This is a genomic window from Pseudoalteromonas phenolica (genome assembly GCF_005886345.1).
Taxonomy (GTDB): domain Bacteria; phylum Pseudomonadota; class Gammaproteobacteria; order Enterobacterales; family Alteromonadaceae; genus Pseudoalteromonas; species Pseudoalteromonas phenolica_A.
Genome location: NZ_PNEC01000015.1, coordinates 26,584 through 39,615, shown reverse-complemented (window position 1 = coordinate 39,615; position 13,032 = coordinate 26,584). Strand labels below are relative to the sequence as shown.

Annotated in this window: 12 protein-coding genes; 7 read left to right on the top strand and 5 right to left on the bottom strand. The window is 38.9% G+C overall.

Annotated elements, in window-relative coordinates:
* Window positions 1-12: 12 nt before the first annotated feature.
* From CWB72_RS08410 to CWB72_RS08390, 5 genes are read left to right on the top strand one after another with little or no spacing between them, the layout of a single operon-like run.
* Entirely contained in the window at window positions 13-393 is a 381-nt protein-coding gene (locus tag CWB72_RS08410; protein ID WP_138569014.1) for an ACT domain-containing protein, read from the top strand.
* Window positions 393-902, top strand: a complete 510-nt coding sequence (locus tag CWB72_RS08405) for a PTS glucose transporter subunit IIA (protein ID WP_138569015.1) — start codon at window positions 393-395, stop codon at window positions 900-902. The genes CWB72_RS08410 and CWB72_RS08405 overlap by 1 nt, the downstream gene beginning before the upstream one ends.
* Before the next feature lie 9 nt (window positions 903-911).
* Window positions 912-1,256: an ArsC family reductase gene (locus CWB72_RS08400; RefSeq protein ID WP_138630558.1), complete on the top strand. Its 345-nt coding sequence runs from the start codon at window positions 912-914 to the stop codon at window positions 1,254-1,256.
* On the top strand, window positions 1,256-2,410 hold the full coding sequence (dapE, locus tag CWB72_RS08395) for a succinyl-diaminopimelate desuccinylase (protein ID WP_138630556.1): 1,155 nt from the start codon (window positions 1,256-1,258) through the stop codon (window positions 2,408-2,410). The genes CWB72_RS08400 and dapE overlap by 1 nt, the downstream gene beginning before the upstream one ends.
* Window positions 2,410-3,090, top strand: a complete 681-nt coding sequence (locus tag CWB72_RS08390) for a M15 family metallopeptidase (protein WP_138569018.1) — start codon at window positions 2,410-2,412, stop codon at window positions 3,088-3,090. The genes dapE and CWB72_RS08390 overlap by 1 nt, the downstream gene beginning before the upstream one ends.
* A 376-nt stretch (window positions 3,091-3,466) precedes the next feature.
* On the opposite strand, the gene CWB72_RS08385 is transcribed toward CWB72_RS08390, so the two are convergent.
* The 5 genes from CWB72_RS08385 to CWB72_RS08365 all read right to left on the bottom strand — a co-directional run bounded on the left by CWB72_RS08385 (window position 3,467) and on the right by CWB72_RS08365 (window position 10,657).
* Window positions 3,467-3,943: a GreA/GreB family elongation factor gene (locus CWB72_RS08385; protein ID WP_138630554.1), complete on the bottom strand. Its 477-nt coding sequence runs from the start codon at window positions 3,941-3,943 to the stop codon at window positions 3,467-3,469.
* 41 nt (window positions 3,944-3,984) lie between these two features.
* The gene (locus CWB72_RS08380; RefSeq protein ID WP_138630552.1) at window positions 3,985-5,850 is read right to left on the bottom strand and encodes a hypothetical protein; all 1,866 of its coding nucleotides are present in this window, start codon (window positions 5,848-5,850) and stop codon (window positions 3,985-3,987) included.
* 9 nt (window positions 5,851-5,859) lie between these two features.
* The gene (locus CWB72_RS08375) at window positions 5,860-6,948 is read right to left on the bottom strand and encodes a hypothetical protein (protein WP_138630550.1); all 1,089 of its coding nucleotides are present in this window, start codon (window positions 6,946-6,948) and stop codon (window positions 5,860-5,862) included.
* A 62-nt stretch (window positions 6,949-7,010) separates the two neighbouring features.
* Window positions 7,011-10,013 (bottom strand): hypothetical protein, encoded by a 3,003-nt coding sequence (locus CWB72_RS08370; protein WP_138630548.1) that lies wholly within the window; start codon window positions 10,011-10,013, stop codon window positions 7,011-7,013.
* A gap of 194 nt (window positions 10,014-10,207) precedes the next feature.
* Window positions 10,208-10,657: a hypothetical protein gene (locus tag CWB72_RS08365; protein ID WP_138630546.1), complete on the bottom strand. Its 450-nt coding sequence runs from the start codon at window positions 10,655-10,657 to the stop codon at window positions 10,208-10,210.
* A gap of 303 nt (window positions 10,658-10,960) precedes the next feature.
* Here CWB72_RS08365 and ccoN point away from each other — a divergent pair, with 303 nt between their 5' ends.
* Window positions 10,961-12,394, top strand: coding sequence for a cytochrome-c oxidase, cbb3-type subunit I (gene ccoN / locus CWB72_RS08360; RefSeq protein ID WP_130254459.1), 1,434 nt, complete (start codon window positions 10,961-10,963; stop codon window positions 12,392-12,394).
* A gap of 14 nt (window positions 12,395-12,408) precedes the next feature.
* On the top strand, window positions 12,409-13,029 hold the full coding sequence (gene ccoO, locus CWB72_RS08355) for a cytochrome-c oxidase, cbb3-type subunit II (protein WP_130254460.1): 621 nt from the start codon (window positions 12,409-12,411) through the stop codon (window positions 13,027-13,029).
* Window positions 13,030-13,032 lie beyond the last annotated feature (3 nt).

Sequence of the window (13,032 nt, the reverse complement as noted above, 5' to 3'; positions counted from 1 at the left end):
TAATAAATGACTATGTCAAAGCAAACTTTACAATTGTTAGAACAGGATTTTTCAATACATAGCCTTGACGTTGACCAAGCTATTCCTGATCAGGTTTTAGCTTGTGATATCTTTTTTATTTCTAAAACACTAGAAGAACTTTCAATTGTGTGCCCTGCTGATGTTTCCATCGACAGTTTTGCCGTAGAGCGACATTGGCGAGCATTGGAGGTAATTGGTCCTTTGGGATTTTCTCTTACAGGTATCATGGCGAATATTTCAGGCGTATTGGCAGAAGCTAAAATTTCTATTTTTGCGATTTCTACATACGATACTGACTATGTTCTAGTAAAGGAACAACAAATACAAGACGCTATTGATGCGCTTAAAAAAGACGGATACACGGTTCTTTAATGCAGTTTTCTCCATCCATTTCTTTTTCGCCAATAAACGAAATCACAGATCCAGTTTTACACTTAGCCAGTCCATTTAGCGGCAAAGTTTTAAATCTTAACAATCACCCTTTAGCTCTATTTTCATCTGGCATGATTGGAAGAGGTGTGGCTGTTGAGTTAACTCAGGGAAAAGTCACCGCGCCATTTGACGGTAAAATTGAACAAGTTAAGCGTCATGGCTACGAGATTATATTGGTTGCAAAAAATGGCTTGAAATTACTCATACATATTCAACCACCTTCAGAGCAAGCCAATACAAGCTTGCAAATCACCAGTGCTTTTGGCAAAAAAGAAGTCAAGCAAGGTGAATTACTTGCTTACTTCGAAACCACACATCTTGACAAGCCACTGCTCGGCAGTTTACTTATTGTTAACGCAGATAAATTAGGTCCTTGCTTTTACCCACTTAAGCAAGTGCGTGCTGGATTAGATCCACTCATTACAATTACTCAAAACCAGAATATTTAAGAGGCTCTTATGATCACTATGTATGGCATTCCAAACTGTGACACCATTAAAAAAGCAAAAAAATACCTTAGTGATAATAATATTGAATTTACTTTTCATGATTACCGTAAAGATGGGATTTCAGAAGAGTTAGTTACTGAATTTTGCAAAAACTTAGGCTGGGAGCAAGTATTAAACAAGCGTGGAACAACCTACCGCGCGTTATCAGATGATGAAAAGAACAACCTATCTGAAGCATCTGCCATTACTCATTTAGTTGCGGCTCCAGCAATGATCAAACGCCCTATTCTTGAGGTGAATGGTAAACTACACCTTGGTTTTAAAGCAGCCCAGTATGATGAGATTTTCGCTTAATGGGCAGTCAAAATAATACACCTCAACATTCTGAGGTTGTTTCACTAGCCCAAGCATTGATCCAAAAGAAATCAGTGACCCCTGAAGATGCTAACTGTCAAGCCTTAATGAACGAGCGTTTAGCTAAACTTGGTTTTAACATTGAAGAGCATTTTTTTGTCGATACCTTAAATACTTGGGCAAGGAAAGGCACTGATAGCCCACATTTTTGCTTTGCAGGTCATACTGATGTTGTGCCTACAGGCGATGAGACTGACTGGCAACATCCTCCTTTTGACGGTGTCATTGAAAATGGCATATTACATGGCCGTGGTGCCGCTGACATGAAAGGGTCACTGGCGGCTATGGTGGTTGCAACTGAGCGATTTGTAGAAAAGCACCCTGAGCATAAAGGCTCTATTTCGTTTCTAATTACATCGGATGAAGAAGGTCCATTCATTAATGGCACCACAAAGGTAGTCGATCTACTTGAAGCCAGAAATGAAAAAATCGATATGTGTTTGGTCGGGGAGCCTTCTTCTCGTGACCGACTAGGAGATGTGGTTAAAAATGGCCGTAGAGGCTCTTTAACAGGACATTTAACTGTAAAAGGCAAACAAGGCCACGTTGCATATCCGCACTTAGCACATAACCCAATTCATGCGGTATCTCCTGCTTTGGCAGAGCTGAGTCAAACTGAATGGGATAAGGGCAATGCATTTTTCCCGGCAACCAGTTTTCAAATATCAAACATTCAAGGCGGCACTGGCGCATCTAACGTCATCCCTGGCAGTGTGTATGTGCAGTTCAATTTTCGTTTTTCAACAGAGTCAACGGTTGAACAGCTACAACAACGCGCAATCGCAATTCTAGATAAGTTCGGCTTAGAGTACGACTTAAACTGGATTGTAAATGGCCTACCATTTTTAACTGAGCCTGGTGAATTGCTTGATGTGACGTTGGCTGCCATCGAAGAAGTAACTGGCTTGCCAAGTACACCAGAAACAACTGGCGGCACGTCCGATGGTCGTTTTATTGCGCAGACGGGCTGTAAAGTAATAGAGCTCGGGCCAATTAATGCGACCATACATCAAGTTGATGAACACGTTAGCTGTGATGATTTAGACAAACTGGCTTTAGTTTACGAGAAGATACTCGAGAAGTTACTTAGCTAATGACTTTATCTGATATGGCCGCTTGCGCTTGCGGCCTTTCTGAAGCGCATTTAACCGAATACAAAGGCAAACAACTTCATCAAGAGATCGTCGATGATTTTCGAGCTTTAGAATTAGCCGCTAAAAATGCAGGGTTTGATTTAGAAATTGCATCTGCATATCGAAGCTTTGAGCGCCAATCTCTTATTTGGAATAACAAGTTTTCTGGTAAACGCCCTATTTTAAGTGCAACGAATGAACCTGTTAAAATTGCTAACCTGTCCGAAATTGAGATTATAAAAGCCATAATGCTCTACTCAGCAATGCCAGGTGCGAGCAGACATCATTTTGGCACTGATTTAGATATCTACGCCCCTAATATGCTCGCTGAAGGGCAAAGTCTGCAATTAGAACCGTGGGAATATAACCAGTCGGGTCCTTTTTATGAGTTGAACCTATGGTTGGAGGAAAACTTACTTCAATACGGCTTCTATAGACCTTATAAGTCTTTTCAAGGTGGTGTCGCACAAGAGGCTTGGCATATTAGTCACATAAAAAATGGCAATATGATGATGCAAATGCAAAGCGAAGAGAACGTAATCAAATCACTTGTTGATTCTGATGTGCTTGGTAAAGAAGTACTTATTGAAAATATCTCTTATCTGCACGCACAGTTTGTCACGAATTTATGCTCTCCTTAACCTACTAATCATTTATAGTTTTATATAAATGTTTGAAAAACTCTTCTTTACCAAAAAGCCGCGTACCTACTCCGGTATATACTAATCTCATTTGAATACGGCTAGTATTTTTGTAAAAACTAAATCTGGCCTCAGAGTCCGAAAATAAGCTGCAGTGCACTTTTAACTGACTTTCTCCCATCACTTGTATATAAGTTGCTGGCTCATGATCTGTTAGCTTCACGCAAATAGGTACCAAGCCATGTAATGTTAGCAAGTCACATAACAAATCTAGGTGTTCATTCGCTTTATTAATGATGTTAAAAGGCATAGCTTATTATTCTTTTTTGATAATTGACTAATATTAAAGCATACCTTTTGTTATTTATTGATCTATTTAAAGAATTTTTGTTATTACAAATTCAGTTAATTCACTATTAATGCGCCATTCAAACGCTTCGTCGAGAGATTTATTTAACAGTAACTGGCCTAAAGGGGAAGAAGGAGTGATAACCCAAATTGGTGTGTTTCTGACAACTAATTTTAAGCCACCTTCTGCTGGGCCAATAAAATACCAAAAACACCGCTCGTTATCGTTTTCACAACAAAGTAAACTGCCAACTGTAATAGTCTCAGTCGAATTTAAACTATATATCTCATCAAATGCTTTTATTGCTCTATAAGCGTCATCAACGCGTTCGCTCTGCCCTTGCGCTAAATAAGCAGATTCTATGCTTAATGAATCATATTGTGTTTCGGCTGCACTTTGTTCATGAGTAGCATCAACTCTTGCAGAATTTGCAGCTTGTTTAGCTTCTTGGAGTTTTGTTTCTAATGCGAACTTTAGATGTTCAATGAAATGCTGTTTGTTCATAAAAAATAATGGGCTGTGAAAAACAGCCCATTATCCTCGATTTAAAATAGTGATTCAAATGTACTATCAGGAAATAATATACCAGGAATACCTCTAACAGTTTGAATATCCCCGACTTGTTTATCTCCTAGGTAGTAACCACCCGTATAGTTTTTACCTTTCTTTTTGAGATCTAACCAATAGCCATGTTCACCCCGAGCAACCAAATTGATATTGTCGCCCGCAGTACGCACCACAATCTCCATGACTTTATTATTATTTAATAAATACACATCACCTTGGTTCAACTCAGAAAGTAACTCAGGTTCACCTATAAACTGTAATTTTAAGTCTTTTGCTCCATTAAGTGCTAACCCTAATTCAATACCAAACGCTAAATTAGTCGAATCTACCTCAAAAGGGGTTCTTTCATTTGCATATGCCTTTAAAGGAATAACCTGACTCGGTGTTGTCAGCACTGCATCAGTAGCGAATGAAAGAACTATCGTATCTAACTGCTCTTCAAGGATCTGTCTTTTAACCGTCAGATCAACATCCCCTTTAAGTATAGAGTTCTCTTGATTCAGAGTAATAACGCCAGCAAAGATGCCAACACCCGTTGTACTTTGCGAATCATCTGTGTCAATCGTACCATCAAGTTCTAAATTAATATTTGATAAATCAAGGGCCAGTTCTAAGTCACCTTTTGAAATTTTAGCGATCCCTGTACCTTCAATCTTATCACCCAAAGAAGCACTTTTGCGCCATGTTGGCATGACAATATTCATTTCAATGTCATAGCCTTCTCGCTGTCCTGATACAACCCAAGTAAATGGTCCATCAGAGTAGTCAATGGTTAAGCCATTAACTTGATAACGGCCCGGAAAACTATCATCAGCAGGTGAAACCTCTAACACAACATCTAAGATAGATTGCCCTATAAGCTCAATGGCTTTCTCGGCATCTTGATTTATTATTCCCTCAATTTCTTCAAGTCGCTTAGACATTTCTTCGCTATAGTTTTCATCTTGAAGCCTTAGCACACCGATGGCTTCGCGTATTTGAACAAGTAACGCATGCTTTCTATCAGCATCAAAGTCATTACTATTTGCTAATGGAATGGGATTAAAAACACTATTCAAACGAGTATGAACGAGCGCAGATTGACCAGCATATAAAGCACTCATTTTGTCATCTGTTAATAGAGTTCTTAAATAATCATTCGCATTATACAAATAGTTAGACCAATCAGTACTCTCGATATCATTTAACACCGTGTCATAGGCTTGTGCAAATTGACTACCTGACTCTCTTAATCTGTGCTGCATGATTGCATCGGAGAAAGTAATTGCATCAGCTAAAAACTCAGCACTCAAAGATTGGTTTTGATTACTATGAGCGAGATGATATATCGGTGTACTGGTCAAGCTTAATTGATTATTTGCTATATTCCTTTCTGCCATAAGCGTGGCAAATGGTGAGAAGAAAACCTTATTAATACCTGCAACAGGAAATGCTTGAGCTTGATAAGTCAGATCCGCAATTATTGGCTCACCAAAATCTATTTCATTATTGCCATTGAGATCATCTGGGTCATTTCTGATAGAGCGACCACATCCTGCTTGTAACGGGCACGTTATACGATTGTCAGTTGGAGCAAATGAAAACGCATAAGTTCTTTGTTCGTCTAATGACAGTTCATAAGCTGATATATCAGCCACTTCTTTGTTTTGTGTCGTATTTGTCGTTAAATCTACAATTTTTAAAACCCCACTTTGAGAAACAAAGCTAGGCATATAAAACTCCACTTCAGACTTCTCTAGTGTCTCTTCAATGGGTGGAGGGGTTGTTTGTTCAGTGTTATCTTTACTCGAGCCACACCCTGAAAGAAGAGCGACGACAAGCGATGAAATGAGTGTTTTTTTCATAATTCTGCTCTAAAAATCTTTTTTGATTGACCAAGATAAATTGGCGTAGTTGGCATTATCGAAATCAAAATTATCGGTTTTGAATGACAGAGTAAAATACTTGTTCTCAACACCAATAAGATAAGCTTTGCTATGCGTTTCAAAACCCGCAAACGTTTTCCAATGATCCCAAAACCCATATCTGACAGACATTTGATGAAATGCGTCGTTGTGATATTTTCTACTTGCAAGCTGAAAAGCTAAGCGGTCATTATACTGATAATCAACATTCACATAATACCTAGCATCACGCTCCAAGGTATGCGTTATTTCTCGATCAAAAGAGCTAGTGTTCAATTTCACTGTAGGTGATGTTGATAGCGTGCCACCTTCATTTTCTTGAAAAGGAATATCTGTAGTAAAACCTTTTACGAATCCACTGCCCTCATACTCGGCCTCATAAAAAAGGTCTTTCGCTAGAACATGAATATGTAAATCATCTGTGGCTTGCCATGACATGCCTAAATCGAAGCTATAACCTTTACCTTGTGGACTAGTATCGGGTGTGAACTCTTTAAATAATACATCCTTCGAGAAGTAGTAATCGACGTTTAAAGCACCTTCAACCTCATCACTGTAAATAGTGCCATCTACAACCCCATCTTGAAAATGTGCACTTTGGAAATACGTTACCTTAGGTTCAATAATTAAAGATTTTTTAAATAGCTCAATATCATATGAGATATAAACACCATGGGTAGTGCTTTGCTTGCCTTCTAAATAGTATCTGTAATTTCTATCTTCAAATGGCAAATCGTTTTTTTCTAAATGCGTATACAGGGCAGTATCAGGATCAAACTCTAACACATAGTCAAATCGGCTCTGCACACCAACCCCCACGCCCATATGCTTCACACCTAATTCAAAGGTATTGAATGTGAAAGCATTGTCACCTGTTTCTAATGGCTTATCAAATTCATCTAGAAAAGCTTTTACTGGTTGAGCTTCAGTATAAATCTCCGAAGAAAATGAGTGATGAACGGTAATTGGATGCTTGCCTGCTTGTGCATGCGCGGCAACAAATAAAGAAAGTATTACTGGGCTTATTTTTATTTTCATAAGAGTACTTCTAAAACAAAAAAGGGAAAGGTTGCCCTTTCCCTAGTTATTAAAAATTGGGTTTATCTGTCGCCGTAAACCTCAATATTTGTGTAATCAATCGATTCATTGCTAATGTAATTGATTCTAAAGCCGTTTTCAATTTCAGTAATGTCACCAGCTTTGAATCTAGTTAGGCCTTCATCAAGGATAGAAACTTCACCCATTAGTGGATCAGATTCATCTACTAAATTAACACTAAATTGATAGCCATGGTAATTAAGTAGGCTAATTGTCATCGAACCAATTTCTTCAACCGGCTCTTCATACCTTACATCAAATGAAGTGCTAAACTCCACCTGCTCTGAAGTCCCTTGAACCACAAAGTTTAGATGCTGAGTTACATCACTATTGAAGATTGGCACCGAATAACCATCAATATCAGTCGCTGTTACATCGAAACTAACGAAACCATCAAACCCATAAGGTCCGTCTGAGAATGTTACAAGGTTATAAGAAGTTACTCTATCTACTGAATCCGCGTCTACATCATCAAACTTTGTTACATAATCATTAAAGTGGATAACCAAACATGATGCATTAGGAGTAATAACTTCTCGTTCAAAAGAGTTGGCATAATCTAAACATTCAGCACTGTCTTGTTCAGATATATTTAAAGTTTGTCCATTATCTGACTTAACCATACCAGACCAAGTCAATGAGAACTTGCTTCTTTCTGTTGATATGAAAGAACCTATTGCATCAATGTTTTGGCCATCTCTGGTATTTCTAAAGCTAAATGAATATCTCTCTGTATCATATGAATATTCCCAGTCAGGATACTTTTCTGAAGTTCCTGACTGTTGTCCTGAGCCAAAGCTACCGTTATCTAAAATATCTTTGATCACATCAAAGATAACTTCACCAACATTAAATACTGCATCAGCACCTTCACGAGAAACTGCACTAACATTAACCAACTTACCAGTACCAACTTTTGCTACACCAGTCGCCATTTCATCGATTCGCTCACTACCAAAAACTGTATAGTAATGCTCTATAGCTTGTGTATGCATATCAGATGTAGCTGCTTGAGTAGCGATTGAATCAGCTTCTTCATCAGTGCTTTTCGCTTCTTCAACATAAATATTGGCTTTTTCAAGTGCATTTGAAGCATCTGCAAAGAACTTTTGAGCCGTTTCTTTATTCAATGAATAAGCTGACTCTAATTCAGCAAGAATGTCTTTTGCAGTTTGAGCATCTTGTGAACTTTCAATCGAACCGACAGCCTCATCAAATCGTACCTTAATGGTATTAAAGTTAACTTCTGCACTAACTGCGTCAGTTTCAGCCTGTTTAGCAGTTTCAATTGCTGATTCAGCTGTCTCTTTAGCAAATTCTTTACCTAAATTAAGCTCATTTACCGCTTCAACTGCATCAGCCAAATGTTGCTGAGAAGAAGCGACTAAGGCTTGTACCTTAACATTCTCACTATCTACAAGTGGTTTTTGTGCTGCTGCATCGTCAGCAATTGCTTGATATTGAGCATCTTTAGCAGCTAAGCCGTTTGTAGAAGAGACTAATTCAACTATTTTATTCGTTAGCTGAGTTGAAGTTGCAGAAATATCGCTTTCACGAACTGCTCGTTCAAATTCTGTTGCCGCAACACCATAATCAACAACATCTTGGTTACTTTTATCATCTTTTCCTGCTAACTCATCAACATTTGCTAATTGAGTTTCAAAAGTAGCCATCAGAGTTTGAACTGAAACTAGTTCAGCTTTTAGCTCCGTCAAACTATTAGAAAGCAACTCTGCAAGTTCAGCATTTTTTAGAACTTCACCATTACCAATTTCATCTAATTGCTTCTCTGATTTTTCAGCATCTTCTTTTAAATCTTCTTCCGTCGTTGCACCAGACTCAACGGCTTTATCTTTCGCTTCTTGAGCAGTTGCAGCTGTTTGTTCCGCTGTTTCTTCATCGACACCAGCTTCAATTAGCGCTGCTTTAACTGCTTCTGTATCACCGCTTACAACTGCTGCTAAAATCTTACCCGCAGCCTTAGATTGTTCTTTTAGCGCTGTAAACGTATCACTTGCCTCTAAGTTATCATCTTTAACATCATTTTTTAGCTGCTCGATAACGTCTGAAATTGAGCCATTGTCGCCTTTTGCTGCTACAGCCTGAATTGATGCAGCAACTTGGATCATGGTTAATACACCAGCATCGATTGATTCTGTACCGTCTACGTCCGTGAAGTCAACCGCACCACCTTCAGAGATATCCGCAGTTAAAGTTGCTAATAATGCCTCGTCACCGATCAGCGCTCTAATAACTTTCGAGCTTGCGCTTTTGATTGTATCAGTGCTTATTTCCCCATCAGCAATAAGAATTGCTGCAGCAGCAGAGGTAAATAAGGTTACATTAGCTTTAAAACTAGCTGCTGCATCACCTTCAGCATATTGAATACCTCTTACAGACGATGAATCAGAGCTAGTTGTTTTGATTAATTTAACAACAGAAAGCTCTAGGTCATCTTTATACCACTCGCCAAAGTCAACTTTATCATTTTTGTTAGTATCTAAATCTGATGCAGCTGAGAAGTCACCACAACCGACAAAAGCGTCACACTTTACTAAGCTGTCATCGCCATCTTTCTTGGTGTTAACTGAAATATGTAATGGACCGCTGAAGTCACTGGCAAGATAAATGGTATACTCACCTTTCTCACCTGTTACAACTGACGGGCTAGCATCTAAAATGGCTTTTTCAGCTAGGCTTTTTGCTTCAGCTTCTGACGTTGCCGAAGCGGTTTCTTCTACTGACGTTACTTCTGAACGATATGCAACATCAACTAATTCACCATTTGCGTTAACTGTTTTAACAGATAATGCAGCATTTTTTAATGTGCCTTTAACTGCACGACCAGAAACAGCAATATTGAAATCAGCATTTGCAACGCCGTCGACGGTAACTACAGGTTCAACTTTTACATTGTTGTCATCGTCTCCGAAACAACCAGTTAAACCAAGTGATAGTGCGACGGAAGTTGCGATTGGGGTAAGTTTATTAAATCGCTTTGCCATTAGGTAGGTCTCCTTAAGACAGCTATATGCTTATTATTCTTCTTAAATTCTAGTTGTTAATAAAAAAACAGCTAGTTAAATAGAGCTTCTATTTATTAAATGAAAACCAATATACGCAATGTTATTTACAATGTCATTGCAAAAAACGCGCTTTTGTAAAGAAATATAAAAATAATTAACAAGCTGGGTTTTAACTAAGTGGAAGGTATCTGTAATGTTAATACTTTATTATTCTCTTGCTGGCTTATTTCAAGCTTAATTTGCCATCGCATATCTTGAGTTTCACACACACCAACAAGACCACTAGCCCTATATGTATTATTTGAAAGCTTAGAAAAAAATAATGGTATGTAACCCATATTCATATTGATGCTTTCTATTCTAGCTGAATCAATTTGTAGACTTTCATTATTTTTTGAATGTAAAAAAATAGAAAACTCTTGCTCTGCTTTTACTTCATTATTTCCAAGCCAAAGTGTCAGTCCATCATGAGTGAAACAATGAGAAATTTGTTGGCATTTCTCTGGCGGAAGATAACTTTCACTTTTTTCTGAACTTTCATGTATAATTATATCCGAGTCTGAACAGGCAGAGGCCAACAGGCTCAAAACCAAGATAAAGAGATGAATTTCACGTTTTGTCATACTAATTTTATATTGAGTCTTAGACGGTAAGTGTAAGCTTTTTTTAAATCAGTCGCCATATTGGCCTTTCAAATTTCGCTTTTAGTGGAAAAATTGATTGATGTCATGATTTCATTTCTTTTAGGTATCTTTTTTTTTGCATAAAAATTACTATTACCATGCAAAAAAAAGGGTTTCTCAAGCTTGTTTTTTAAGCGTTTTATTAAATTTTAAGCGCTTTAGTGCAAACTTTTGAAATAAATAATAGGGCCTGCTTGCAGGTAATTCATTTCTAATCGCAAAAATTGCAGCGGAATCCAGAAAATGAGCCAATCAGTAGCATCACAATCTGAGTACAACTACACAGTTGTACGCCAATTCGCTATCATGACAGTGATTTGGGGCATTGTTGGTATGGGTGTAGGTGTGCTTATTGCAGCACAGCTTGCTTGGCCAGCATTGAACTTTGACACTCCATGGTTAACGTACTCTCGACTTCGTCCGTTACATACGAACGCAGTTATCTTCGCATTTGGCACAAGTGCGCTATTTGCAACATCTTATTATGTTGTACAACGCACCTGTCAAACGCGTCTTTTCTCAGACAAACTAGCCGCTTTCACCTTCTGGGGTTGGCAAGCTATTATTTTATCAGCAGTAATTACTCTTCCTCTTGGTTATACAAGCGGTAAAGAATATGCTGAACTTGAATGGCCAATCGATATCGCTATCGCGGTCGTTTGGATTAGCTATTTGGTGGTATTCTTAGGCACTCTAATAAAGCGTAAGGTTTCTCACATCTATGTGGCCAACTGGTTTTATGCTGGTTTCATCATTACTGTTGCTGTGCTTCACATTGTTAACAGCATGGTGGTGCCTGTATCTCTTGGTAAATCTTATTCAATTTACGCAGGTGCTGTAGATGCAATGGTTCAGTGGTGGTACGGTCATAATGCAGTAGGTTTTCTACTTACAGCTGGTTTCTTAGGCATGATGTATTACTTCGTACCTAAGCAAGCAGGACGTCCTATTTATTCATATCGTTTATCAGTAGTTCACTTTTGGGCACTAATTTCTCTGTATATCTGGGCTGGCCCTCACCATCTTCATTACACGGCATTACCTGACTGGACTCAGTCTTTAGGTATGGTTATGTCTGTAATCCTATTCGTTCCATCTTGGGGTGGTATGATCAACGGTATCATGACGCTATCTGGCGCATGGCACAAACTTCGTACTGATCCTGTTCTTCGTTTCTTAGTTGTTTCACTGTCATTCTACGGTATGTCAACGTTCGAAGGCCCAATGATGGCTATCAAGTCTGTTAATGCATTATCACACTACACAGACTGGACAGTTGGTCACGTACACTCAGGTGCACTTGGTTGGGTTGCTATGATTTCTATCGGTGCAATCTATCACCTCATTCCTGCTCTATTTGGTCACGGTAACATGTACAGCGTTAAGCTAGTTAACACGCATTTCTGGTTACACACTGTGGGTGTAGTTCTTTACATCGTAGCAATGTGGATCTCAGGTGTAATGCAAGGCCTAATGTGGCGTGCAGTTAACTCTGACGGTACATTAATGTACAGCTTCGTTCAATCTCTTGAAGCATCTAAGCCTTTCTACATCATGCGCTTCATGGGTGGTGTATTCATCGTAGCGGGTATGTTAGTTATGGCATATAACGTTTACCGTACAGTTGCAGCGAAGAGCGGTTCTTTAACTGCTGACGCTAATACTCAAATGGCTTAAGTGGGGTGTAATGTATGAGCAATAATAACTCTACCAACAAACATGAGATTGTCGAAAAGAACGTTGGCCTTATGGCTATCCTAACTGTTTTCGCAATCAGCTTTGGGGCACTTGTAGAAATTACACCACTGATGTTCCAAGACGATACGACTAAACCTGTTGATGGCCTTCGCCCTCTTACAGCTTTAGAAATGGAAGGTCGTGATATTTATGTGCGTGAAGGCTGTTACAACTGTCACTCACAAATGATCCGTCCATTCCGTGACGAAGTTGAGCGTTATGGACATTACTCTGTAGCTGGTGAATCTGTTTGGGATCACCCGTTCCAGTGGGGTTCTAAGCGTACAGGTCCTGACCTTGCTCGCGTTGGTGAGCGTTACTCTGATGACTGGCATTATGCACACTTAATGGACCCGCGTTCGGTGGTTCCAGAGTCAAACATGCCTGGCTATCCTTGGTTAGATGAAAATGTACTAGATGGTAAAGACACAGCTAAGAAGCTTGAAGTGTTCAAAGGGTTTGGCGTGCCATACACCGATGAAGACATTGCAGGCGCATCAGAAGCAGTTAAAGGCAAGACAGAAATGCAAGCCCTTATTGCTTACTTGCAGCAACTTGGCACTCACTTGAAGTAATTT